This window comes from Sorangiineae bacterium MSr11954 (assembly GCA_037157815.1).
Lineage (GTDB): Bacteria > Myxococcota_A > Polyangia > Polyangiales > Polyangiaceae > Pendulispora > Pendulispora albinea.
Genome location: CP089984.1, coordinates 11,794,036 through 11,818,436 on the forward strand (window position 1 = coordinate 11,794,036; position 24,401 = coordinate 11,818,436).

General features: G+C 65.2%; 25 protein-coding genes. 18 read left to right on the forward strand and 7 right to left on the reverse strand.

Annotation, left to right across the window (positions count from 1 at the left end; translation table 11 throughout):
• Window positions 1-135 precede the first annotated feature (135 nt).
• The 3 genes from LZC94_46450 (at window position 136) to LZC94_46460 (ending at window position 2,271) form a co-directional block, all read left to right on the forward strand.
• On the forward strand, window positions 136-1,095 hold the full coding sequence (locus tag LZC94_46450) for a helix-turn-helix domain-containing protein (GenBank protein ID WXB15250.1): 960 nt from the start codon (window positions 136-138) through the stop codon (window positions 1,093-1,095).
• 170 nt (window positions 1,096-1,265) lie between these two features.
• The gene (locus tag LZC94_46455) at window positions 1,266-1,724 is read left to right on the forward strand and encodes a hypothetical protein (GenBank protein WXB15251.1); all 459 of its coding nucleotides are present in this window, start codon (window positions 1,266-1,268) and stop codon (window positions 1,722-1,724) included.
• Between the two features lie 37 nt (window positions 1,725-1,761).
• Window positions 1,762-2,271, forward strand: coding sequence for a PaaI family thioesterase (locus tag LZC94_46460; GenBank protein WXB15252.1), 510 nt, complete (start codon window positions 1,762-1,764; stop codon window positions 2,269-2,271).
• A gap of 226 nt (window positions 2,272-2,497) precedes the next feature.
• Here the strand turns inward: LZC94_46460 and LZC94_46465 are convergent, their stop codons facing one another.
• Window positions 2,498-2,818 carry a hypothetical protein gene (locus LZC94_46465; GenBank protein ID WXB15253.1) on the reverse strand — a complete coding sequence of 107 codons (321 nt, stop codon included), beginning with the start codon at window positions 2,816-2,818 and terminating at the stop codon, window positions 2,498-2,500.
• A gap of 128 nt (window positions 2,819-2,946) precedes the next feature.
• On the opposite strand from LZC94_46465, the gene LZC94_46470 reads away from it, so the two are divergent.
• From LZC94_46470 to LZC94_46480, 3 genes are all read left to right on the forward strand, one after another.
• Window positions 2,947-3,627, forward strand: a complete 681-nt coding sequence (locus LZC94_46470) for a TetR/AcrR family transcriptional regulator (GenBank protein ID WXB15254.1) — start codon at window positions 2,947-2,949, stop codon at window positions 3,625-3,627.
• Between the two features lie 250 nt (window positions 3,628-3,877).
• Window positions 3,878-4,318: a hypothetical protein gene (locus LZC94_46475; GenBank protein WXB15255.1), complete on the forward strand. Its 441-nt coding sequence runs from the start codon at window positions 3,878-3,880 to the stop codon at window positions 4,316-4,318.
• A gap of 267 nt (window positions 4,319-4,585) precedes the next feature.
• Window positions 4,586-6,055, forward strand: coding sequence for a HEAT repeat domain-containing protein (locus LZC94_46480; GenBank protein WXB15256.1), 1,470 nt, complete (start codon window positions 4,586-4,588; stop codon window positions 6,053-6,055).
• A 39-nt stretch (window positions 6,056-6,094) separates the two neighbouring features.
• Here LZC94_46480 and LZC94_46485 read toward each other — a convergent pair whose 3' ends face one another.
• Both LZC94_46485 and LZC94_46490 read right to left on the reverse strand, forming a co-directional pair.
• Window positions 6,095-7,141, reverse strand: a complete 1,047-nt coding sequence (locus tag LZC94_46485; GenBank protein WXB15257.1) for a hypothetical protein — start codon at window positions 7,139-7,141, stop codon at window positions 6,095-6,097.
• Between the two features lie 321 nt (window positions 7,142-7,462).
• Window positions 7,463-7,933 (reverse strand): nucleoside 2-deoxyribosyltransferase domain-containing protein, encoded by a 471-nt coding sequence (locus tag LZC94_46490; protein ID WXB15258.1) that lies wholly within the window; start codon window positions 7,931-7,933, stop codon window positions 7,463-7,465.
• A gap of 164 nt (window positions 7,934-8,097) precedes the next feature.
• Between LZC94_46490 and LZC94_46495 the strand changes: the two genes are divergently transcribed.
• The 4 genes from LZC94_46495 to LZC94_46510 all read left to right on the forward strand — a co-directional run bounded on the left by LZC94_46495 (window position 8,098) and on the right by LZC94_46510 (window position 10,020).
• The gene (locus LZC94_46495) at window positions 8,098-8,583 is read left to right on the forward strand and encodes a cupin domain-containing protein (GenBank protein ID WXB15259.1); all 486 of its coding nucleotides are present in this window, start codon (window positions 8,098-8,100) and stop codon (window positions 8,581-8,583) included.
• A gap of 136 nt (window positions 8,584-8,719) precedes the next feature.
• Complete coding sequence (locus LZC94_46500; protein ID WXB15260.1) at window positions 8,720-8,908, forward strand: hypothetical protein; 189 nt, start codon at window positions 8,720-8,722, stop codon at window positions 8,906-8,908.
• Window positions 8,909-9,239: 331 nt separating this feature from the next.
• A complete protein-coding gene (locus LZC94_46505) occupies window positions 9,240-9,620 on the forward strand; it encodes a hypothetical protein (GenBank protein WXB15261.1) in 381 nt (126 codons plus the stop codon).
• 151 nt (window positions 9,621-9,771) lie between these two features.
• Window positions 9,772-10,020, forward strand: a complete 249-nt coding sequence (locus LZC94_46510) for a hypothetical protein (GenBank protein ID WXB15262.1) — start codon at window positions 9,772-9,774, stop codon at window positions 10,018-10,020.
• 5 nt (window positions 10,021-10,025) lie between these two features.
• Here LZC94_46510 and rarD read toward each other — a convergent pair whose 3' ends face one another.
• The gene (rarD, locus tag LZC94_46515; protein ID WXB15263.1) at window positions 10,026-10,958 is read right to left on the reverse strand and encodes an EamA family transporter RarD; all 933 of its coding nucleotides are present in this window, start codon (window positions 10,956-10,958) and stop codon (window positions 10,026-10,028) included.
• Window positions 10,959-11,587: 629 nt separating this feature from the next.
• Here rarD and LZC94_46520 point away from each other — a divergent pair.
• From LZC94_46520 to LZC94_46535, 4 genes are read left to right on the forward strand one after another with little or no spacing between them, the layout of a single operon-like run.
• Window positions 11,588-12,850 carry an aminotransferase class I/II-fold pyridoxal phosphate-dependent enzyme gene (locus LZC94_46520; GenBank protein ID WXB15264.1) on the forward strand — a complete coding sequence of 421 codons (1,263 nt, stop codon included), beginning with the start codon at window positions 11,588-11,590 and terminating at the stop codon, window positions 12,848-12,850.
• Window positions 12,847-14,298, forward strand: coding sequence for an FAD-dependent oxidoreductase (locus LZC94_46525; protein WXB15265.1), 1,452 nt, complete (start codon window positions 12,847-12,849; stop codon window positions 14,296-14,298). The genes LZC94_46520 and LZC94_46525 overlap by 4 nt, the downstream gene beginning before the upstream one ends.
• Window positions 14,299-14,302: 4 nt before the next feature.
• The gene (locus tag LZC94_46530; protein WXB15266.1) at window positions 14,303-15,046 is read left to right on the forward strand and encodes an SDR family oxidoreductase; all 744 of its coding nucleotides are present in this window, start codon (window positions 14,303-14,305) and stop codon (window positions 15,044-15,046) included.
• A gap of 32 nt (window positions 15,047-15,078) precedes the next feature.
• Window positions 15,079-16,320 (forward strand): pyridoxal phosphate-dependent aminotransferase, encoded by a 1,242-nt coding sequence (locus tag LZC94_46535; protein ID WXB15267.1) that lies wholly within the window; start codon window positions 15,079-15,081, stop codon window positions 16,318-16,320.
• A 250-nt stretch (window positions 16,321-16,570) separates the two neighbouring features.
• On the opposite strand, the gene LZC94_46540 is transcribed toward LZC94_46535, so the two are convergent.
• Window positions 16,571-16,978, reverse strand: coding sequence for a hypothetical protein (locus tag LZC94_46540; protein ID WXB15268.1), 408 nt, complete (start codon window positions 16,976-16,978; stop codon window positions 16,571-16,573).
• 404 nt (window positions 16,979-17,382) lie between these two features.
• Here LZC94_46540 and LZC94_46545 point away from each other — a divergent pair, with 404 nt between their 5' ends.
• Complete coding sequence (locus LZC94_46545; GenBank protein WXB15269.1) at window positions 17,383-18,237, forward strand: DUF4279 domain-containing protein; 855 nt, start codon at window positions 17,383-17,385, stop codon at window positions 18,235-18,237.
• A 71-nt stretch (window positions 18,238-18,308) separates the two neighbouring features.
• On the opposite strand, the gene LZC94_46550 is transcribed toward LZC94_46545, so the two are convergent.
• Entirely contained in the window at window positions 18,309-19,292 is a 984-nt protein-coding gene (locus LZC94_46550; GenBank protein ID WXB15270.1) for an aminoglycoside phosphotransferase family protein, read from the reverse strand.
• Window positions 19,293-19,348: 56 nt separating this feature from the next.
• Entirely contained in the window at window positions 19,349-21,109 is a 1,761-nt protein-coding gene (locus LZC94_46555) for a fatty acyl-AMP ligase (protein WXB15271.1), read from the reverse strand.
• Window positions 21,110-21,280: 171 nt separating this feature from the next.
• On the opposite strand from LZC94_46555, the gene LZC94_46560 reads away from it, so the two are divergent.
• Genes LZC94_46560 through LZC94_46570 form a run of 3 tightly spaced genes read left to right on the forward strand, consistent with a single transcriptional unit; the run spans window position 21,281 to window position 24,395 of the window.
• On the forward strand, window positions 21,281-22,318 hold the full coding sequence (locus tag LZC94_46560) for an iron-containing redox enzyme family protein (protein WXB15272.1): 1,038 nt from the start codon (window positions 21,281-21,283) through the stop codon (window positions 22,316-22,318).
• Window positions 22,315-24,156 (forward strand): acyl-CoA dehydrogenase, encoded by a 1,842-nt coding sequence (locus LZC94_46565; GenBank protein WXB15273.1) that lies wholly within the window; start codon window positions 22,315-22,317, stop codon window positions 24,154-24,156. Before LZC94_46560 ends, LZC94_46565 begins: the two co-directional genes overlap by 4 nt.
• Entirely contained in the window at window positions 24,153-24,395 is a 243-nt protein-coding gene (locus LZC94_46570; protein WXB15274.1) for an acyl carrier protein, read from the forward strand. Before LZC94_46565 ends, LZC94_46570 begins: the two co-directional genes overlap by 4 nt.
• The last annotated feature ends 6 nt before the right edge of the window (window positions 24,396-24,401 follow it).

Sequence of the window (24,401 nt, forward strand, 5' to 3'; positions counted from 1 at the left end):
CGAGTTCGAGTTCGAGTTCGTGTTTCGGGTTGGTGTTTCGAGTTGGTGTTCGAGTCTCGGTGACGAGCGACAAACTAGGTCGCGCCGCGCGCATCCAACAGTGGCGGAAACGACACTTATGGTATCGTTTGCGACATGAAGATCGCCGTGCTCGCGCTGGACGACGTATTCGACACGGGGCTCGCCGCGGTGCTCGACACCCTCGAGACGGCGAACGAGCTGGGAGGCCGCGCCCAGCAGAACGAGATCGCGCGCATCTCCACCCGGGAGCGCGTCCGCACGCACCATGGCTTCGTCGTCCCGCTCTCGCCGATCCCAAAGCGCGCGCCCGATCTCGTGATCGTGCCCGCGCTCGCGTGCAAGCAGCCCGACACCATCGTCGCCGCGCTCGATCGCCCCGACGTTCGCGAGGCCGCCGCCCTGCTCGCGCGCTGGCATGCGCGCGGCGCCCGCGTGGCCGCGGCGTGCACCGGCACTTTCGTGCTCGGACAATCGGGGCTGCTCGACGGCCACCGCGCGACCACGACATGGTGGCTGGGGCCGACGTTTCGACGCGCGTTCCCCTCCGTGGAGCTCGACGACGAGCAGATGCTCGTGGCCGATCGGCGCGTGCTCACGGCCGGCGCGGCCCTGGCGCACATCGATCTCGCGCTCGCCGTGATCCGCGAGCGCAGCCCCAGCCTGGCGAGCTTGGTCGCGCGCCACCTGTTGGTCGACGATCGCCCATCGCAGGCGCCCTTCATCGCGCCCGGCTATGTGGCCTACGACGACGATCTGGTGAAGCGATTCGAGACATGGACCCGACGCCATATCGCCGAGCCGTTCGAGCTCGCCAAGGTGGCCCGCGCCGTCGGCGCCAGCGAGCGCACGTTGCAGCGCCGCATCCGCCTCGTCCTGGGAAAGTCGCCCGTGGCCTTCGTGCAGGAGCTACGGCTCGAGCGCGCCACGCACCTCTTGCGCGTGACCCACGACAGCGTCGACACCATCGCACGAGCCGTGGGCTACGAAGACGGTGCCACGCTCCGCCTCTTGATCCGCCGCAAGCTCCGCACCGGGGTGCGCGAGCTGCGCGGGGTGCGGCTGTCGGCCAGTTGAGTGGCAGGCGAATGGCAGGCGAGCGGGCAACCACGTGGGGCGGCGGGGTGACCGGTTGGATGTCATTTTGCATACCTGGTACAAGCGAGCCTGGAATTTTCGACCTTGGGATCGGCTTGCCTAAGCGCGTATGAGCTGATTCCCTATCAAGGAGGAGGGGGACAGCGCGCATGTACTTCGTCAAAAATCGAGTCGGGCGGCTCGTCGAATCCTGGGTAGCAACACCGGTATCGTTGGAGGACACGAACCGGTTGTTCATCGAGTCGCGCACCTGCATCAGTTCGGTTGCAGCGTCGGGCCAGAAGGCAATCGGCGTAGCCGATATGACGCAGGTCACGCTCTTTGCGCCGGATGTTTCGGACAGGCTTTTGCAAATCATGCGAAGCCACAGTCCCCATTTGGAGCGCGCCGGATATTGGGTTGGCGACGCCCTGCGCATGTTCAGTCTTCAATTGCAGCGCATGATCCGCGAGGGCGGGGGCTCCGACCGGCGCATCTTCACGCAACGGGCACCGATGGAAGCGTGGCTCAGCGAAGTGCTTTTGCCGAACGAGCGCGCGCGCCTCACGGAGTTCCTCGATCGCCGGGAGAAGGAGCTGGCCGTCTTCTCCTCGCGCGGCGCCGAGTGAGCCGGTCGCCCCATCGCGCCCGTGCTAGGGTGCGCCCGTGTACTCGCATCCCATCGGCACCACACCCACGCCCGGAACCCGACTCGACGGAAGCCTCTTCGGCCCCGACAACGGCTGCTTCGCGTGCAGCCCGGACCACCCGACGGGGTTGCGGCTGAAATTCCGCGTGGATGGCGATGAGGTCGTCACCCGCTTCAAGCCGGAGCGCGCGCACGAAGGTGCCCCGGGCGTGATGCATGGCGGTCTGGTCACCACCGTCGCCGACGAGGTGGGGGCCTGGGCCCTGATCGCTTTGCTCGAGAAGCTCGGCTTCACCGGCACCATGAGCTCGCGCTTTCCGCGCGCGGTGCGCGTCGGGCGCGAGGTCGAGGGCCGCGCCCGCATCACGAAGCGGAGCACGCGCATCGTGGAAGTCGATGTTCGCATGTTGCAAGACGACGTCGAGTGCTTCTCGAGCGCCATGAGCTTCATCGTCCTCAACCAAGCCGGCGCCGAAAAGATGCTCGGCAACACGCTGCCCGACGGGTGGAAAAAGTTCTTCCGATGACCATCGCCGCGCACGCCGCGCTCCGATGACCATCGCCGCGCACGCCGCGCTCCGATGACCATCGCCGCGCACGCCGCGCTCCGATGACCATCGCCGCGCACGCCGCGCTTCGATGACCATCGCCGCGCACGCCGCGCTCCGATGACCATCGCCGCGCACGCCGCGCTCCGATGACCATCGCCACGCACGCCGCGCTCCGATGGGCGTGTGCGCGGAGGACGGCTCGTCAGCCTTCGCCCGGTCGCCAGCGGAGCTGCTCGAGGTCTTCGAATTGGCCGCGCGCGAGCAGCTCCATGATCGCGCGGACCGTGCTCCGATTGCCGACGCGCATGTGACGCGGCGCGACGACGCCGTCCTCCACGTTCTCGAAGATGAGCAGCCCACTCGCGAAGGCGCTGAGGCACCAACCCGAGGGCAAGCAGAGCGACACGCCGATGTGCTCATCGTCGGGCCGTTGACCATCGAGCTCCGCGAGGAGCGGCTCGACCACGCTCGGATCTTTGGATCGTTCGCTGGCGCCCCATCGATGCAAAACGAAGAACAACATGGCCATGAGCTCCTCGAGCGGACCCCGCGATCGGGGCGCACAACGCAACGACTTCGTTGCTTTGTGGATCTAGCACGTCTGGGTTACATCGCAACGGTGTCGTTGCTTTGTGTGCATGGCGACGCATAATGGGGCTCATGCCGGCCGGCCGCGAACAGCCCAAGCAACTGCGAGGCGAGCAGCTCGTCGCCAAAATCATCGACGCCACCATGGCCGAGCTCGGGCGCGTCGATTTCGAGTCGCTCTCGATGGAGACGGTGGCGGAGCGCGCTGGGGTCAACAAGACCACCCTCTACCGACGGTGGCCGACGAAGCTCGATCTGGTGCGGACGACGCTCGAACACGTCGCCGATCGGCACGTCGTCGTCGCCGATCGCGGCAGCCTGCGCGCGGACCTCACCCACTTCCTCCGCGCGTTTCGCGACCTTTGCCGCTCGCCCGACATGATTGGAATCATGCGCCTCGTCTTCGGGGGAAAGATCCACCCCGATCTGGCCGCCCTGACCGACACCATTCGCGAGCAAAAAGATCGCGAGTCGCGGCAGATGATCGAGCGCGCCATCGCGCGCGGCGAGCTCCCGCGCGGCCTCGACGTCACCCTGATGGTCGATACCCTCTGCGGCTCGGTGATGAACATCATGTTCTTCCAGAGCCAGCCGTGCGACGACGCAAAGCTCGAGCGCCTCATGGACATGCTCCTTTTGGGCGCCGAAAACGGCGGCGGGCGCATCGCCGCGCGCGTCCCACGCCCGCGCGCTGCGAAGAGCGCGTCGAACGGTTCGAGCCGGAGGCCTCGCGGCGCATCGTGAGCGGACGTTTTCATCCAGCTCCCCGAGTTCGCCGAGTTCGCCGTGGAGAGCACGGCAGGTCGCGAAAGTAAGTCGCATAGCCGGGACACGTAGCTTATCGATTCGAGCACTCGCGCCGCGCACCCGATATTCCCATTTTACGCTGCATGCATATGGGCGAGAATGGAGCGATGCCACGGGGGCCGGCTCTTGCTCGCGCAAAGCGCCTTGGTCGTTCGACCTCTCGAACGACGCATCGAGGAGGTTGCAAATGGGACAGCAATTACGTTCGATGGTGCGAATAGGCGTTCTTGTATTGGCTGGTGCGCTGGGGGCCATCCCCATTCCGGCGGCCCGAGCCGAGGACATGGCGACGAGCGTTTGGTTGCACGATGACGCATACGTCTCAGCGGGTAATGCCAACGTCTACATCGACATTCAATGCGATCCGCCGGGAGCCGACTGGGAGCTGACCGTCCGATTGACCGCCGTCAGGGACGGAGCGCCCACCGCCACCGGTTCGGCAAAAGTGACGAAAATCCGATGCACCGGTAAGCCGGAGCAGGTGCCCGTCCTGGTCAAACCCGACAACCATCCGTTCTTTCGCACATCTTCGGCGCTCAACACCGGGGTTGCCGAGTTGCGCAAAGCCGGCGAGCCCGAGCCGGTGGCCACCATCTCCAGGCGGATGATCTTCTATCTCTGGAACTGACTGTCCTCCCGAACGCGCTATCGCCGATCACGCTGAACCATCGTTCGTCCACTGTCCGCGCCATTGCCCGAAAATGACCGTGCCGCGCAAGGCAAATCCGGGGCGCACTTGCGCGACAAAGAAAGCCGCTTACGGTGAGTCGAACTCGGTATGGCCACGCCTTTGCTTAGGTGGAAGATAGCCACTCTTCTTGGATTCGCGCTCGCCATATTCTTCGCCGTACACCCGATACCACGGGCGACGCAGCCTCCGGCGCCTTGGCATGGCGTGGCAGGCGCCGGCAGCGGCCGCGCGCTCACGGCGGATCTCTTCGGTGGTGGTTCGACGCGGGAGTGTTCGTCCGATCCAGGGGCCGCGCCCACGGTTGCGGCGGCGAAGTGGCGCGAACGCTACCGGAGTGCGCGCTCGGAGGATGAAACGTGCGCTGCGCTCGGGCACCTTGCGGCGGCGGAGGGCGCGTCGGCGGTCGAAACGATCCTCGAAGCATTTCGGAGCGCGAAGCGCCCATACGTTCGCGAATGCGCCGTGAACGCGCTCGGCGAGACGGAGGCGCCGTCGGCGGCAAATTGGCTCGCCGAGATCGCGCGCGGTCCGGAGCGCGAGCTGATGGAACCTGCGATGCAGGCGCTGGCGAAGAATGGCAGCGGGGCGGCGCGTTCGGCGCTATTGGAATTTGCGCACGGCGACGATCCGAGGTTGCGCCAGCAAGCGCTCCTTTCCATGGGAAATGCCGGGTGGCCCGAGGCGGCGCCGCTCATCGTGGGCGCGCTGGAGCACGCGACCCCGCGAAGCAAAGAAGATCTTTTGTCGGCCCTCGGAGCCACGCGCAATCCGGCCGCCGTTCCGTTTTTGATGAAGCTCGCCCAGGAAGATGGCTTTTCGAACCGAGAGGCGGCGTTCGATGCGCTCGGCGAGATGGGAGGCCCCGAGGCGATTGCCTTTTTGACCAAGGAGGCTGGCGGCCAAAAACCCCGGTACGCGATCGACGCCCTCGCCAGGATCCAGGACGAATCCGCGCGCTCGGCGCTGCTCGAGTTGGCGCGCACCCCCGGGAAAGCGCAAGTGAAGGCGATGCATGCGCTGATGGCCCGTGCGACCACCGAGGATCCCCGCGTGCGCGAGGAGGTTCGCGCGAACCTCCTTCGTATGGTGGGCGAAGGGGGCAAAAATGGAGATGCGGCGCTCAATGCTCTCTCCCAAGACGAGTCGCCCGAGGGAACCAAGGCGCTCGCGAGCATCGCGTCGGGCGGTGGAAATTATGCCAGCGAGGCGATCCGGCGCTTGGCCGGGTTGGACGACCCGAGCGTGGCGCCGGTGCTCCTCCGCGCGTTCGAGTCGGGGAAAGAAGACGTGCGCGGGCCGGCGCTCTCGGGGCTGGCCGATCTGGGCGGCCCGATGGCGGAGCGCGCCCTCGCCGACGCCGTTCGCAGTCACGATCCGAAGATCCGCAAAGAGGCTGCGAGCGCCCTGGTGGGGAGTGGCCTCTCGGGCGCGAAATCCTGGCTCGAGACGCTCTCGCGCGATTCCAACCGCGATGTCGCAGACGCGGCGCGCGCGACGATCGTGATCGGGCGCGGAGGAGATGACGCCGACGATGAATCCACCGATCGCCCCCTTGGCACGTCGGTCATCGCTCAGGCCGATGGGCCGGACGACTCGAGCGCAGACGACGAGAGCCCCGACAAGCTCCAGGCGGAGCTTCGCCCGGAGGGCCGGTTCGTACCTTGCGCGCGATGAGCGAGCAACGCCGATGGCGGAGACACGAGCCAAGACCGTTCACTTCGGTTTTCGCGCCACGTAGATATCGAGATAGCCCAACCCGTTCGGCCGCGCGCTTTGCATATAAAGCGTGCAGCTGTCATCGGAGATCCACGTGGGGATGTCGTGACGCGTGGGATCGTTCACGTTTGGAAGGCGCGCGGGCGAGCTCCATGCATCGGATTTTTGGGCGCGACGCGATACCCAGATGTCGAACTCTTCGAAATCCGGCTTGACGCTGGAGTCGCGGGTGGAGCCCACGTACATCGTGAGCTCGTCCGGCGATACCACGGGGCACATGGTCCACGCGTTGGGGACATTGACGGGCGCCAGCAGGGCGGGATCTTGCCCCGACCCATTGTCGTCGACGCGCGAGATGGTGCCATCGTGGCCGTAATAAAGCACGTGCCGATCGGGGAGCCGGTAAGGGCAGATTTGTTCGCCCGGATCATTGAGGTTTTGGAGGTTGAAGAAATCTCCAAACGCCGTTGACGTGTCGGGGCGGCTGGCGAGCCACATATGTTTACGGCCGTCGCCGCCGCCATCGCCGACGGGTCGCGTCGACTCGAAGAGAAGCTCCGTTCCGTCGGGGCTGGGCGAGGGCGAAAAATTGGTGACCCCCTCGATGTTGAGCTCACCGACCGGCTCGGGCTGCCCCCACGTTCCACCGACGAGCAGGGATCGAAAGATCCAGGGCGTTCCGGAGCCATTGGGGCGTCGCTTCGAATAGAAGTACGCGACTTGGCCATGGTTCGAGAGGCGCGTGCTGCCCTCTTCCTCGGACGAGCTGAGCTCCCTCACCAGCTCGGGGGGACCGAAATCCTTCGAAGGATCGCAGCCGCCGACGCGCGCGTGCTCGTCGCCGGACGAATCGCCCGTCGCGGCCGCATCGTCGCGGACGCGCGCGTCCGAGCCGCCATCGTCGCCACTCTCGACGAACGAGAAATTCGCAGGGATACAGCCTTCACCGCTGCCCGCAACCATCATGACGGCCAGCGCCGCCGCCGAGCACCCGCCCAAAGAAAGTCGATTCCGGAGGGTGCGGTCGTTTTTCGGTGTCTTCACGATCGATGCGGGAGGTTGCCAAGACACCGTGCTCTGACGCAAGGTTTATTGCGCAAGGTGCGCCAATCTGCCCGTGAATAACCGAGCTCTCCGTTTGGTGGCGAGCGATGCGGTCGGAGTGACCATCCTGAAATGACGATAACCGCTTACGAGTTTGTCGATTGCCATCATGGCGGGCGGCGGAGGTTACGCCCCAGCAGGCAGAGACGTTGCAGCTCATTTTCGAGCGTGGTGCCGTCTCCGCGTCGTCGTTGGTGCATGATGCGCGCGCTCCTCCCCGCGCCGAGCCCGCGCGCCGTGGCGAGCCGTTCGAGCGCACCTTCAACCGCCTGCGAGGCGGCGGCGAGCTTCCAGGAGGAGATCGGCCACGGTTTGCACCATCGGTACACCGTACCGGGCACATACGATTTCCACGTTTCCCTTTCGCCAGTATCCGTCGGGGCAGCACGCGACGAGCTTGCCGCTCTGCGCAAAGAGCCCGAGCTCGAGGAGCGTAATGGGCGCCTTCGTGCTCGGGTGGAAGTACATGGCGATGCACGTCGCCGCCTCCTGCGCGTCCAGCTCCCATGCGACTTGGGCGCGCAGGTTTGGGTCGGATATGGATTGCTGCCAGCTGCCGTCCCAATCGTCCCGCCGCGGATTGAGGATGACGGCGTTGGTATCGCGAAGACCGAGCTCGAATTGGCTCTGCCAATCTTCGGCTTGGCCCATTTCGATGGAACCGGCCAGAAAGACGCTCGGCAAAGCTCGATCGAATGCGAGCGCGGCAGGTGGTTTCAGGATCAGCGCCATGCGTGCAACATCTCCGTTCGCGGGCTTCGCGTCATCGACGACGCATAGCATCGTTCGACGTGGCGGCCTATCGCCTCGAAGGTCTTGGCTGTGCCTGCGACAGCGCGCGGCCGGGCCTCCAAGCGAGCGATTTACAAGGGCGCCTGCTTGAGGAAGCATGGGCCATGGCCGACGAATTTTCCACGATTGACTGGCGCGAATGCGGCGTGAAGATCGTTCGCGCGAACGAGCTCGATACCAAGACGCCGCAGACACAAGGGATGAATCGCGCGGCCGCCATCACGCACGCACGAACCGGCGCGAGCAAGCTATGGGCGGGCACGGTGACCATTCATGCGAACGCCAAGACCGGTGCGCACCATCATGGCGAACTCGAAAGCGTCATTTACATCGTAAGCGGCCGGGCGCGCATGCGCTGGGGTGAGCATCTGGAGTACGTCGCCGAGGCCGGGCCAGGTGATTTCATCTATGTGCCCCCGTTCGTGCCGCATCAAGAGATCAACGCGAGCCGGGAGGAGCCGCTCGACTGTGTGCTCGTTCGGAGCGGTCAAGATCCCGTGGTGGTGAACCTGGACATCGAGCCCGTGGAGCGTCCGGAGGCGGTGCACTGGGTGGACGACGTTCATCCGCACCCCCATGCGAAGGAGTAAATGCGATTCGGCGTGCGGTGTGCGCGCTCGAAGGACCCGACGCGATCTTCCCGTGCCCAAGGATCGGGGGATGTCCAGTGGCCATCGTGTCTGGATATGCACGCTCCAGCGCGCAAAGCCGGATAGAATCGGGGCCATGGGGCGACCCTCGAGCCCGAACGCTGTCCAAGTATCCATCCGCGTGCCCCCCGAATGGCTCGATCGCGCCGACGTTGTCGCGGAGCAGATGAGCGCTCCAGGGCAAAAAATGACCCGTGTGGACGTGATTCGTCGGGCGTTCGAGCAAGGCCTCGCCCGGCTGGAACGCGAGGTCGAGAGCGAGTAGCTCCTGCGCCAAATCCCGCGGTGTTGCCGTCATCCCGTAACGCCATGTTCGCCAAGCTACAAACGTGGCGCATTTCCCCTGAGCTGCATTTGCCTTTGCGCGCCGATCTCAGGGGCCGCCGTGCGCCGGATTTGGCCTTCGAAGGCGCGCGTGGAACGGGTGGCCTGGATTATGCGCACTCCTCTGCGAAGAACGAAATCCGAAAGGTGAGGGGGGGCAAAATTCGAAGGGAAGAGTGCCATGAAACGTCATCGAGTATCCGCAGTGCCGCATATGAAACTGGGCCTGCGAAGCACGGTCGGCCTTCCGCCATCGACGGAGGCCGCACATCATGGACGCGCGTTGTAACGTACCCGTGCACCTCCAGTACCACGACGATGGGACCGTATCGGCCAAGTGCCCGATGCTGGACTGCCAATGCAGGTCCCCCTCGCGCATGCAGGCGCTTCGAACCATGCGCCTGCTGATCAAAGAATCCAAGGCCAAGAGCAAGGCTCCGCTCTCCGAACGTGCGCAGAAGTACGAGGTCGTATTTCTGGCGGTGGGGCCCTTCTCCCAAGATGGAAGACCGCCCGTCTCGAAAGGAGACACGCGGCCCCGAGCCGATATCGGCCAGCGCTGGAAACGGATGCGCGCCAAATGCGCAGAGTGCCTCGATGCGGCCGAGCGCCTCGAGGTGGTCATGAAGACGAAGCACCACGACGCGTCCTAAACGCTCCGTAACGTCCCTCGGCGGCGTCGAAGGCGCCGTCCGTGGCGCGTTTGGCATCGGATCGACAAAAGCGTACGCCATCGTGACGGAATCCCGTCGCCACGGACAATCACCGGCCAATCCGAGGGATTTCGTGAAAGGAACGATGGCGATGAAGGCTGCGACGATGGCCGTGGTGGTTGCGATGCTGGCGGGGTGCGTCAATCTCGAGGGCCAACTCCGAACGCGGGCGGCGTTCGATCTGCAGTGCAGCGAATCCCAGCTCAATGTGGTCGAGTTCGACCCCTGGAGGCGAGGTGTGAGCGGCTGCGGCAAAAAGGCTTCGTATACCTATTCGCAAACGAGCGGGTGGATCATGAATACCTCCGATGCTTTCGGCGTCAGCCCCGCCAAGCAGTGATCGGTTTACGCGGCCCGATTGACCGCCTCGCGCGCCGGATCGGTCTGCGCACGGCTCTGTCGTGCGTGGTTGCGCAGGCCGTCGGCGCTGAGGACGATCAGCGCGGTCCAGACCAGGCCGAACCCGATCCACCGGGACGGCGGCATATGCTCGCCGAGCAGCAGCACGCCGGTCAGGAGTTGCAACACGGGTGTCAGATATTGCAGCAGCCCGAGCGTGGTCAGCGAAACCCGCCGGGCTGCGGCGGCGAACGGCAACAGCGGTGCGACGATGGCCACCCCACCCGAGGCGAGCAGCAGGGCCTGGCGCGGTGGGTTCGCGGTGAACGTGCCGTGTCCCGTCGCCGTGTAGAGGATGATGCCCAGCACGGCGAAAGGGGACAGCACGATGGCCTCGGTGGTCAGCCCCACCACCGCCCCGACATCGCCGCCGACCCGCTTTTTGATCAACCCATAGGTGCCGAACGAGCACGATAAGGTGAGCGCGATCCACGGTAGTCGGCCGTAGTCGATCGTAAGGACGCCCACTGCGAGCACGCCAATGGTGACAGCCACCCATTGTGCCGGCCGCAGTCGTTCGCCGAGCACCGCCACCCCGAGCGCCACGGTGACCAGCGGGTTGATGAAGTATCCGAGCGACGCCTCGACCACCTGCCCCGAGTTCACCGCGTAGACGTAGACGCCGGAGGTGAGCGCGAGTGTGCTGGCCGCCGCGCCGAGGGTTGCCACCCGGCGCGGCGTGCGGAACACGGCGCGTAGCTGATCGCCCGCGCGCGTGATCAGGATCACCAAGGTGCAGACGGGAACTGCCCATAGATACCGGTGCAGGACGATTTCGATGGTCCCGGATCGTGCGAGGAGCTTGAAGTAAAGCGGGAACAACCCCCAGATGGAGTACGCGAGCAGCCCGAACAGGATTCCTTGGCGCGAGGGAGTCATCAATCGAGTATAGACGCGAACGTTTCCTCCGGCGCCCGTGATACCAAAATTTATATCCAGTCTCGCTCGATTCCGTGGTGTGAGCCATTGGCAGGATCGATGCGCGCCCGCCCGTGTACGGGCGTCGTATGTCGGGTCGACATCGCATTTGGCGTGCGGCATCCATTGTCGATGGGAGCTATTTTTGTGAACGGCTCATAAATTAAAGAGCGGCAACCGCGCGTCGCCTGCGCAAAGTGCCGAAAACACGTCGAAGCTCGTTCGGGCTTTTTGTCGTGATACAAATTGGAGGATGGTGCGTACTGTTTAAAGGAGCGCGTCTCGGGTCGACATCGTATTTGGCGCCCGTCATTCATTGTCGTGCATGTTCGTATCGTGTGTTTTGTGCATTGTTCGGAGTGAATGCGATTTAAGGTTGACGAGTATCGGCGCCCGTACCTATTAAAATGAGAAGGCTGCTGAATGTTTCTGGCGGCAACTGATAGTTTTGAATCGAGCACGTAGGGCGCCCGATTCGCTGCTCATCCTCGTACGTACGTTTCACGTATCGCTCGCATCCCGTGCATGCCGCGCACGTCGATCGCGGTCGATACCGTTTCGTCCATTCACCGCTACACCGAGGTCGAATCGTGAAACCACCTGGCATCGCCGCAAAGCTCCGAAATACACCGTTCGTGGTCGAGGAATCCGCCGCCCATTACGAGCGCGCCATCAAGGCCAACTTGATGCAGGTCACCATCAAGGGAAGGAACGGAAAACACGTTCTTTTACCGGACGATCGAGAGGTCGTCGAATTCCTCAATTGTTCCTATCTCGGTCTCGATCTCCACCCCGACGTGATCGCGGCGTCAAAGTCCGTGGACGAACGGTGGGGGATGAATTTCTGCTGCGCGCGCTCGCGCTTCTCGATCGAGCCCCAACGGCTGCTCGAAGAGGAGTTGTCGGAGCTGTACCGGGGACGGGTCATCACCTTTCCATCGACCAGCGCCGCGCATATTTCGATCATGCCATTGTTGGCGAGCGGGGTGCTCGTCGAGCAGGGCAAACCCCGCAAGACCTGTCTCATTTTCGACCAGTTCGCCCACTCGTCCATGCAGTATCTGAAGCCGGTGCTGGCCGTCGAGGCGACCATCGAGACCATCCCGCACAACGCGCTCGACGTCCTCCGGGAGCGGGTGCTGCAAGCAAAAGCGCGCGGAGAGGTTCCGGTTTACGTGGCGGACGGCATCTATTCCATGGGTGGCCTGTGCCCGGCCCGCGAGCTCCTGGACCTGGCGAACGAGCTCGATTTCTTCCTCTACATCGACGACGCGCATGGCTTGACGGTCTTTGGGGCGCGCGGCGAAGGCGTCGTCCTTCGGGAGATCGACGGCGATGTGCCCGATCGGCTCATTCTGACGTTCTCGCTCTCGAAGGGGTTCGGCGCGTACGGCGGCGGGCTGCTCGTCGCGGGCGCGTGGCGGGAGCGGTTGATCCGGTCCTACGGGCAAATTTATGCGTTCTCCGCCGCGCAGACCTTCCAAGCCGTGCACGCCTGCCGCGCCGTCGTCGGGCTGCATCGGGACGGAACGATCGGTCCCCTGCAGCGGACCCTCCGCGAGCGCGTCGCTTTGTTCGATGAGCTCATGGGCAAGCCCTTGCCATTCAGCCCCATCCGCATGGTGATGATCGGCGAGGAAGAGGATGCGCTCTCGGCCGGCGAAGAGATGCTCCGGCGAGGTTACTACGTCTCCGTCGTCTTCTTCCCGATCGTGCGCAGGCGCTCCGCGCAGCTGCGCGTCTGCATCGCCGCGAACCACACCACCGACGATATCTGCGGCCTCGTCGCTGCGCTCCAAGGCGTCCAGGCAACCTACGCCAAGGCGCCCGTTCCCGAGCGAGGCGAGGCATGAAGCGCAAGGAATTGCACGTCGTCATCGGCGGGGGGGTGGCGGGGTGTCTGGCGGCGATCACCCGCAGCCGCGCGGGGTATCACGTGGTCGTCCTCGAGAAGGAGCGGGCCCGTTCGCCGGGGACGTACCCGGTGTGCACGCAGACGAGCAACATCGTCAGCGAGAACCATAGCGGCGCGGAGTATCCGTTCGACCCTCAGAGCGCAAGGGACTGCCTCGACGGCCGGATCGTGAACGAGCGCTTCTTCCCCGAGCTGATCTACGGCGGAAAGACCTATAGCCGCATCATCGCCTCCCGCAGCATGATGGAGGCGGGGCACGACATCGTCGGCCAGTGCCGCACGAACATGGGTATCATTCGTTCGCACTACGCCCAGCGCTGCGCGGAAGATCCGGCCAACGTGGTATTCGGCGCCCCGGCGACCATCTGCCGGGAGGTGCCGGACGTGCGGGGTGTGCACGACGTCGCGGCCGCGTTTCTCACCCCGCAGCGCGGCATGAACCCGGTGCTCGTAGCGACGGTCCTGGATTGGGAGCTGCGGCAGTGTGGTGTCGACTTCCGCGAAGGCAGCACCGTCACCACGGTGAACCGGCTCGAGGATGGCCGGTATGCCATCGAGTACATCGGCGCCGACGGCGTCTTGGAGTCCCTCGTCGCCGATCAAATCAGCCTCTGCGCGGCCACCGCCGCCTTCCGGATGGCGAGAAAATTGAACCCGGCATTGGAGGTCCCGCGCCTGTTCATGGCGCTGCGGGAGATCCTCTATGTCGACCTCCCCGACGGCACCGACAAGAACTTCACGTGCCTCAAGCTCGAGGACTCGTACGGCGGCATGCTCAGCCCCCTCAACGATCACTGCGCGATGATTTATCACCCGCCCGCCGCGCACATCATGAACCTGGTGATGGCGCCCGATACCTGCGAGTTCCCGGAGGAGTACGTTTATTACCTCAGGCACGGGCACCCGGAGATGCGCGGACGCGCCGTATGGATGCTCCATCGGCTGCGGGACTTCTATCCGGAGCTCGCCCGCTCGAAGATCCTCGGCACGTACCTCAAAGTCGCCATCAACACCGTCTCGGATTCACGGGTGCGCCGGAACATCGGTGTCTTCAGCGTGCACCCGGGCGCCACGATGACGGTGCTGCCCAAATGGACGATGTGCGCGGTGAACGCGCGAAAGGAGCTGGCGCTCGCGCTCCAGCACTCCGTGGCGGTCGGAAATGTCGAGCCGGACGACGTGCCGGAGCTGCTGGCCGAGTCGATGCGGACGTGCTGGAGAACGCGTCCCGCCTGGGCGAACGACGACGAGGCGTTGACGGGGCACGCCAAGAAGCACGCGATCAACATGGCGGTGCCGGAGGTGCTTGCGCTGCGGTTCGGTGACCATGTGGCGCCGGTCACGATCGATAGGGCCCCGGTCGCGATGGCCGAAGACAATAGGTGAAATCGTGTCGGCAAACACAGCGAAGACCATCTTGATCACGGGCGCCGGAATGGGCATTGGGGCCTCGACCGCGCGCGAGCTGGCGGCCGGCAACCGGCTGATTCTGCACTACCACACCTCCCAGCGCGACGCGTTCGCCTTGCAGCAAGAGTTGAAGCCGGTGTCCTCGAGCATCGACGCGGTCGGCGCGGACTTGACCACCGACGCGGGCTGCCTGGGTCTCTTCGAGAAGATTCGCGCTCGCTTTTCGGCGCTGGATGTTTTGATCAACAACACCGGCGGGATGATCGAGCGGCGGTCCGTCAAGGAGCTCTCGTGGACCCATCTGCTCGACACGTTCGCCCTCAACGCCCTCTCCACCATGCGCGTCACCGCGTTGTGCGCCGAGCTGCTCGAGCGCGGCACCAACCCTTGCGTGGTGAACGTGACGTCGGTGGCCATGCGCCTCGGCGCCCCCACGGCCACCGCGTATGGCGCGGCCAAGGCCGCCGTCGATTCGTTCACCCGGGGGGCCGCGCGGGAGCTCGCTCCGCGGATCCGGGTCAACGCCGTCGCGCCGGGGATGATCGACACCCGCTTCCACGAGCGGGTCACGCCCGAAGCCAAAATGCGCCAGTTCATCGAGAACACCCCGCTCAAACGGATTGGCGACGCCACCGACGTCGCCCGCACGATTCGATTTCTGGTGGAGAGCGCGTTCATCACCGGAGAGACCATCGACTGCAACGGCGGATTGTCGATGCGCTGAACACATTCCCAACTACGAAGAGGGAGCGACCGATGGGACAGCCGCAGTTTCTGGCGCAGCGCCTGCGAGGGCTCGCCTTGTCCGACATTCGACGTATGAGCCGGGAGAGCGATCGGGTGGGCGCCATCAACCTCGGCCAGGGGATCTGCGATTTGCCGACCCCGCCCGAGGTCGCCGAGGCCGCGAAGGCCGCCATCGACGCGAACAAAAGCACCTACACCTACCCGGAGGGTCATCTGGCGCTGCGTCAGGCCATCGCCCGGAAGCTGGCGCGGGACAATGGAATCCAGGCCGATCCCGGGAGCGATATCGTGGTGACCCTCGGTGCGACCGGTGCGTTTGCGACCGCCGTGAACGCGCTGCTCGACCCGGGCGATGGAATCCTCTTGATGGAGCCGTACTACGGTTATCACCTCAACTGCTCGATTGTGGCGGGCCTCGAGGTGCAGTTCATGACCCTGGCGCCGCCGGACTTCCACTTGACCGAGGAGTCGTTGCGGGCAGCCCTGCGACCCAACACGCGCGCCGTCGTGCTCTGCACCCCATCGAATCCCAGTGGCAAGATGCTCACCCGCGGTGAGCTCGAGGCGGTCGCGCGGGTGGCGCACGAGCGCGATCTGCTGATCATCAGCGATGAGATTTACGAATACATTCGCTACGACGGCCGACCGCATATCTCGCCGGCGGCGGTGGGTGGCCTCGGGCCCCGCACCATCACCGTCATGGGCTTGTCGAAGACGTTCAGCATCACCGGCTGGCGGCTAGGCTATGCGGTCGCACCTGCGCCGATGGCGCGGGCGATCGCGCTCGTCAACGATCTGTATTACGTTTGCGCGCCCAATCCGCTGCAACATGGGGTAACGGCGGGCTTCGAGTTGCCCGCGGCCTATTTCGCGAGGCTCGCGCTGGACTACCAACGCAAACGCGACACGTTGTGTGATGCGTTGAAGGCGGCCGGGATGGCACCCATCGTGCCACAGGGCGCGTACTATGTGCTGGCCGATATTTCGAACTGGGGTTTCGCGACCGCGATCGAGGCGGCGATGGCCCTCCTCGAGCGAGCGAAGGTCGCATCGGTCCCGGGCAGCGCCTTCTACCGCGGAACGATTGGCGAAAAGCTTCTGCGTTTCTGCTTCGCCAAGGACGACGCGTCACTCGGCGAAGCGTGCGAACGGATCCGTCATTTCGATCCCGGCGCTGGCCTGCGGATGAATATACGCCACCTCGGCACGACAGCCGAATTGCCGTCTCAGGATTTATCGCACAACCGGTAGCACGTCGAAAATACCTCTACCGTGGCGTATTCACATCGGCCGTGGTACCTGCTGTCGGGTACGGGTATCGGGCACTGCTAGGGCTAGCCTGCTAAAGTATTGCAAACGGTTCAGGCTACAGGCTCTTTTTCGACGTTTCGGAGCGAGGAAGAAAGAAAAGACACCGACCTTATGGGGTAAAGCCACCGACATGGCGGCCACCGAATGGCGACGAGGACCGGTCGATGGGGCCCTCGTCGCCGAGCGAGAATCAGCGCGGGAAGTACGTGGTCGCGCGCTTCTGCCCCTTGGCCTTGATCTTTCGCGACTCGAGCAGCTCCTTGAGCGGCCGGGGCAGTTCTTTGCGGTCAATGGCAAGTTCGGCGCGGATCTGCTCGGCGCGAAGTCCTTCCGGGTGTTCCTTCAGCAGTCCAACGATTTTTTCACCGATTGCGCCGATCTCCTCCTCGGACCGACGGGGAAGGCGACCGCCGCGCTTTCGCACGGGGGCCGGCGGGGCGGCGGCTGGACGGCGCGCGGGGCTCGTTGCCTTGGCGGCGCGGCCGGAGCCGTCGCCCAAGATTTCATCGAGGGAAGCGGAGCGGATGGCAGCCAATACGCCCTGCGCAAAATCTTCAGCGAGCTTGGTGATCTCATTCTTTAGCGTCATGGCGCGCAAACTATTCGTTTATTCACCGACGTCAAGCACGTAACATCTCGAAGGAATCGGTTCCTTCTACCCTACACTCGACCTACTAACCTTTTTAGGCACAAAGCGGAGCCAGGCGCGCCACTTTTTTGCGCGACATTTGCGCGTTCCACGGAATGGATGACCGGCTCCACCGGCTCGTATGCATAGGGAGGCTCCTCCCATCACACCCTTCCCGTACTTATCGAAAATGGGGTGCTGGTGGGTCGAACGCACCGCACACCGGTCGATGGGGCGACCACCCCGGCGCAGTTCGATCGCGAAAGGGCCGTTGGCGAATGTAAAGTTGGCGACATTGCCCACGCCGTCGCGATAGATTCGACCAATGTCGGAAAAATGCGGCGCGCGCGATTCATGCAGTCCCCATCCATGACATGCCCGAGTCCGACCGATCCAATGCCGAAGGTTGCAGCGTGGCGCTGATTGTGTCGGGACCCCATGTGGACCCGGACGAGATCACCAATCGCGTGGGGCTCGAACCAACCTTTACGAGGCGCGTCGGAGATCGTCTCCCGAGTGGAAATCGCTCCATCGAGCGCGGTTTATGGAAGCTGTCCATCGATGGGCCCACCCCCGTGGGCGCCCCAAAGCTCGCGAGCGAGCTTGCCCGCACCTTGCTTGGACGGCTTCCGACGACACCCGAGGCGTCGTCGCAGCTGCATCGCGACGGGGACGTCGCGATGGGGTTCGTGTTTGGATTGGCGCCGCTCCTGACCTTCTCCTACGAGCTCGACGCGGCGGTCGTCCAACGGCTCGCGGAGCTGGGCGCATCGTTGGAGTTCTATCTGCTCGATGGGAGCGAAAAGCCACCCGGGCGACGATTCGGCAGCTCGGATGGCCAGTATACCGTCGAGGTGCGGATCCATGGAAAAGACCTCGATCCGGGCGACGTGACGCGCGCATTGGGACTGGAGCCCACATTGTCCCGCCGAGCCGGTGAGCCCAGCACACGGGGTGCGAAGCGCGTGTGTCCAGAAGGGGTTTGGTGTTTCGGTGTCGTTCGGGAAGGCCTCGCGGAGATGAACGAGCTCGCGCGGGAGCTGTTCGATCGGTTTCCCGTCGGGTCGGACGCGTGGGCGAAGTTGTGTCGCGAGCACGCGGTGGAGGTTCGGTTCTCGTTCATCGTGGGCACATCGACCGGTCACTTCGACCTGGACACCGAGATGGTTCGAAAGCTCGCTACCTTCGGGCATTCGCTCGTATTCTCGTTCTTCGATTTCGAGGAATGACCGCGTGGTCGGGGATGGACGCGCTAAGCGCGCGCTCTTCTTCCTGATGCTCCCGACGCTTTTCCGGATGGCTACATCGCGTGCACGTACCCTTCGAGCTCGCTCCAAGCGAGTCGCGTGTTCTCGTCATCGACGTGGGGGCCGCGAAATGTCGCCGTGTAGGTGCAGATCTCGGACAGTGTCCATTGGAGGCGGTAGAATGCGAGCGCCTCGGGGTCGATTCGTGCTCCGGGGTTCGATGCCGTGTATGCCGTCGAATCGTCCTCGCCGAGCGGTTCGAGCATCCATCGATCGCGCTCGCGCGGTCCGATGGCCATGGTGTCCCAGTCGATGAGCCGGATCGCTCCATCCGTGGTGCGCATCACGTTGGCGGCGTGTGGCTCGCCGTGGGTGACGACCCAATCGTCGCTATTGGCGCGCAGCGATTGCGCCAGCTCGTCGTAATGGGTGAACAGCGCGCGAAGCGCGTTTGCGCGCGGAAGAACGAGCTGCTCGGCGCGCGTGCTGTACGGACCTCCGCTCCACGCTGCGGATGGATTGGCCAGCGCGGCGATGAGCGGTTCGCGCAGGGGGACGCGCAGGCGATCGCGTTGGAGTAGCCCCGCGGGAAGGAGCTTGGTGGACGCGTGCAATCGCCCGATCGCGGCGAGCACCCGACGGCGTAGCTCGTTCGTCGGATAGTCCCCATGCCGATGCGACTCGCCGTGCACCACGGAGTAGACCGAGACGGCGTAGCCCCCTGCCAACGGTGCGAGAGGGCTTCCATTTCGTCCGACCGAGGGGGCGTGCACGAACTCCAAGCCCGCATTCCGCAAGAGCACCGTTGCGCGCAATGCGCCCTCCAGCGCGGCGAATGCATCGTCGTGCGCCCACCACGTCTTGGTGGACAGCTCGTCGACATTGACGAACCACGCCTGGCCGTCTTTCGCCCGAACCCGGTAGTGATGCGTCCCGAAGCCGACGGGCTCGTAACGCAGCTCGATGGCCTCGATTCCCCACTCGGTCAGCACGTGCATCAACGCTCGACGATCGAAGCCAGCGGGTTCGGCGTACATGCGCCCATTCTACATGACGAGCCTGGAATCGTACGGGCGCTCGCCGATCGAGCCCGTCACCGCGGAGCGTCGGGCTCGGGGACGAGCTCCAACGTCCCCTTGGCGAATGCCTCTTTGCACGCGCGGCGCTGGACCTTGCCGCTGGACGTCTTGAGCAAGGTCGATGGCTGCAGCAGCGCCACGGCGGCCACGGGAATTCCGTGGCGCTCGAGCACCGCTTCCCGCACGGCCGCGCGCACGCTCTCCCAGTCGGGGGCGCCGTCCAGCTCGCGCGCGATCTCCAGCACGATGCCGACCTGCTCTTCGCCTTGGGCTTCGAGCGAAAAGGCGGCCGAGCCCCCCGAGCGCAGGGCCGGATGTGCGGCTTCGGCCGTGCGCTCGATGTCCTGCGGGTAGTGGCATGCGCCGTGAACGATGATGACGTCTTTTGCGCGGCCGCTCACGAAGAGCTCCCCTTCGTGCAAAAAGCCCAAATCGCCCGTGCGCAGGTAGGCATACGCGGGGTGGGTCTCGCCTTGAATGCGCGCGCCGAACGTTTCACGCGTGGCGTCTTTTCGTTCGAAATAGCCGGAGGCGACGCTGGTGCCGCTCACCCAGATTTCTCCGACCCGTCCAGGCGGGCAGCGCGCGTGGGTCGCAGGGTCCACGATGGCGATGCGCGGTGCGTGCGGCGCGTCCGGGAGGCGGTTGCATCCGATGAGCGTGCACGTGGACGCGCTCGCCTCGCGCACCGGCGCGACGTCTCCGGCGGAGAGCGCCTTGGCGTCGAGGTGGAGGCGGGTCGGCGGCCTTCGCGCGCACCCCCCGGCGACATACAGCGTGCTCTCGGCCAAGCCATAGGCCGGCAAGAACGCGCTCTCGTCGAATCCTGCTTCGGCGAACGCGCTCGAGAACCCCGCGATCGTCTCCGGCCGCACGGGCTCGGCGCCGTTGATGGCCACCCTCAACGCGCTCAAGTCGAGCGTCCGCCGCTCCTCCGCCCGCACCCGGCGCGTGCACAATGCGAACGCGAAGTCGGGGGCCACGGTGGTGGTCGCGCGGTAATTGGAAATGGCGCGCAACCATCGTACGGGGCGTCGCAGGAAATCGACGGGCGACATCAAGATGGAGCGGTAGCCGGTGAATACCGGGTACAGGATGCATCCCATGAGCCCCATATCGTGGTACAGCGGGAGCCAGCTCACCACCGTGGCTCCCGCGAGAAAGAGCGAATCGGACGCTAGAATCGCGTTGGCGACGAGGTTTCCATGCGTGATCGCCACCCCGCGCGGCGCCGACGTCGAACCCGATGTGTATTGGAGAAACGCGATGTCCTCGGGGCGGGGCAGGTCCGCCGGCGACGGCGACGCGTGGTCCTCGGCGGCGGAGAGGGTGTCCGTTTCGAGCCAGCGCGCAGCGCCCAACGACGCGAACGCATCCCGCAGCGGCGACATGGCCTCGAGCAGCGAGCGCGGTCCCAGCACCAGGGCGGGCTCGGCGTCGTCGGTCACCGACGCGAGCCGCTCGAGCGAGCGCGCGAGCCGCGACGGATCCGGCGGATAGGTCGGTACGGCCACGATCCGCGCCAAAAGGCACCCGAAGAACGCCACGATGAAATCGAGACCCGACGGATAGAGCAGAATGGCGCGGTCGCCCGGCCGGGCGTGCTGCTTCAACGCGGCGGCGACGGCGCGCGCGCTCCGGGTCAATTCGCCGTACGTGAGGCGGCCGGCCTCGCGCTCGCCGTCTTCCAAGTAGGCAAAGACGAATTCGTCCGGAGCATGCTCGTTTCGCCAGAACAATCGCTCGATGAGGGTTTTCGCCAAAGGCGGCGTCATGTCTTGCGGCATCGCTCGGTTTTTTACGGCTCCTTCTTCCACGTTCAAGGGGGCGCCGCCGGGTGGCGCTCGGTGTCCATCGTTTTGGCGTTTCGAGTCACGGCGGCTGCGCGGCGGCGGGCCTAGTCTCTCGCGTGACACGCTCGAAATGTTCGAAAGCGAGTGAATGCCATGACCGAATCGTCCATCCCTTCCCAACTGCGCGAGCTCTACGCCCGCGCGATGCTCCGCGCCGACCCCACCGACTGGCCGCAGCTCGAAGGCCGCGCCAAAGCGGCCGCCGAGTTGGGCCGTCGCGCCTTCGCCGAGCGCGATCGAACGGCTTGGGAGATCGTGCAAGCCGTGGAATGGCGGCTGCATCGCGCCAGCGCGCTGCGCCCCAACGATCCCGGCGACGTCCTGGTGCTGGATGCGCTCTACCGCGCCGAGGAGGCCACCCTCCCCGACGAGAAGCCCCCCGCGGGGCTCGACCCCAAGTCGTTTTGCGAGCTCTTGGCCCGCACCATCGCCGAGCATAGCTCCGCCGACGGCAAGCTGATCGGGCTCATGAAAGATGGCAATCTGTCGGTCGAGGACTGGCAGTTCTTCGGGTACCAATGGGTGCCGGCGGCCATCGATTTCACCCGTCAGATCGCGCTCTGCTCGCTGACCTTGCCGCGCGAGAGCGCCAAGTTCCTTTATTTGAACTTGTACGACGAAATCGGAAAGGGCAATCCGGAATTTGCGCACTGGAACCTGCTGACCAAGTTCCTCGGGCCGCTGGGCGTGCGCTTCGACGACGAGTCGAGCATCCTGGCCTGGGCGGCGCCCGAGGTGCTGGCCATGGTCAATACGCAAAATCGTCTCATTTGGCACCGGGAGCCGGGTTGGGCTCTTGGCTCGATGTTCTTGGCCGAGCGTTTGGTGCCGAGCGAGCTCGATCAGGTGCGCAAAGCCGCATTGGGCATCGATCTTCCAAAAGGCTCGCTGGACTTCTTCGAGGACCACGTGGAGACCGACGTAGGGCACGCCGAGGATTGGCTGACCATCATCCGGGGCATGCTCGAGACGTACGAGCAGCAATGCGTCGTTCATGCGGCGGCGCTCCAGCGCGGAAGGGTGCAGCGCCGGGCGTGGGACGGTGCGTTCGAAGCATGGCAGGTCTGGAAAAAAACGGGTGTCGCGCCGCACGTGCGCTTCGAGGAGCTGGAGGGCGCTGCCCGCCCATGATTCGCGCCCTTGCCATGCGCGAGCTCGGCCTGCCCGACGTGTGCGCGGATCCCGTGCTCGGCGCCATCGACGCGGTCCTCTCCGAGCCCGGCACCCTCGCGCGGATCCGCGAGCATGAAACGCGGCGCTCCTACCCGAGCGACGTGCTGGCGGCCCTCGGCGAGGCCGGCCTCGCCGCGCTGTTCACCGAGCCATCGCGGGCAACGGTGTATCACCTGGCCTTGCTCAACGCGATCACGGCGCGCGCCTCGGGCTCGGTGGCCATCACCGTGGGGGTGAACGGTCTGGCGCTCCTTCCGGTCCACGCGGCCGGCACCGACGCGCAGCGCGCTCGTATTTTTCAGCGGGTGCGCGGAGGGGCCATGGCCTCGTTGCTGCTCACCGAATGGGACCGCGGGTCCGATCTGCTGCGCAACGAAGCGCGCGCCGAGCTCGCGGCCGACGGCACGTACCGTTTGTCCGGCGACAAACATCTGATCAACGGCGGCGGCAAACACGATTTGCTCATTTGCCTTTTGCGCACGCGCGCGGCCGCACCCGCACCCGCAGCGCCTCGCGATTGTGACCGTGACGGCGACAACGGCGACCGCCATGGCGACGGGCTGACCGCCGCGGGCGATTTTTCGCTGTTTGTCGTCGATCGCGCCTCGTTGCCGCAAGGCGCTGCGGGCGGAGCGCTCGTTCGCGCCACCCGCCGGCATCGAACGCTCCCTTGCACGGCGGCGGACATCAGCGATGTGCGGCTGTCGGGCGTCCCCGTCTCCGCCGATGCCATCTTGGGGCGCGTGGGGGAGGGATTTTCCCTGGTGCAGCGGACCCTCGCGTTGTCGCGCGGTGGAATCAGCGGGCTCGCCTCCGGCGTGGCCAGCGCGGCACGCGAGCAGGCCACGGCGCACGCGCGTGAACGCAAGCTCTATGGTCGTTCGATTTTGCACCTGGGCGCCATCGCGGCCCACCTCGCGCGGGTTCATGCCTGCGACGTCCTCGCGGCGGCGCTCTCGCTGAAGCAAGCGGCCTTCGCCAACGCGCTGGGCCACGGCGGCGCGTACCTGACGGCGGTCGCCAAGCTCGCGTGCACGCAATTGGCCGAAGAGGCGGTGACCGAGGGGCGCCTGGTGCTCGGCGCCCGCGCCTTGGTGGAGCACGCAGGCTACGATCGCCTGGTTCGCGACGTGACCTTGTATAGTGTCTTCGACGGGACATCGCACGTCATGCTCGAAGAAATCGCGTGGCGGCTCGCGCAAATGGCCGTCCGGTCCCGCCCCGCGCGAGGAGGCGAGCTGGATACCCTGCGCGAGCTCCGGGCCATTTACGCCGCGCCACCGCGTCCACTGACGGAGGTCGCCGGGGCTCGCGGACGGGTCCGGGTGTTTCCCATCCACGAGCATCTTCGGGCGCTCGCGAACGAATCGGACAATGGCCTGCTCGAGCCGCTGCGCGCGGTGGCCTCGGCGTTGATGGATGCCGTGGCCGCGCTCCGCGAGCGAGGCTCATGGGACGACGAGCAGTCCGTGCGCTTCGACGCCGCCGCCGCGCTGGCGAAGCTCGAGGCCGTCGTGGCCGCGATGGAATGGGCCGATCCCACGTGCCGCGAGCGTCTGGGGCTACCTGCCATGGCCGCACCCGCCGGAGGCGGCCTTCTTTCGCCTCCCATCGTGCATTTTGCTGCAGGTTGGATGGGCGCGCGGATCCTGAGCGACGTCCGCCATCTTTGCATTCGCGCATCGCGCCCCACCGCCGATCTCGAGGACGCCGAGCGCGCGCTCGTGGGCCAGCGGGACGGTGCGTTGCGCGCGTTTCACCGCGATCGATCGAACATGGGAGGAGCCGTATCATGAGTGAGTCCACCGTTAGCCAACTTCGAGCCCTCCTCGCCGAGGTGTGCGCCATCGATCTGCAGAACGTACAGGCCGATCGGAAGCTCCGTTCGTACGGCCTCGATTCGGTTCGCGCCTTCGAGCTGGTCATCTTGATCGAGGAGACCTTCGGTTTGCCCATCAAGCCCGAGGTCTTCGAGGGGCTTCGGAACGCCACCGTCGGCGAGCTCGCAGATTACATCGCGCGCGAAGTTGCTTGATCGCGC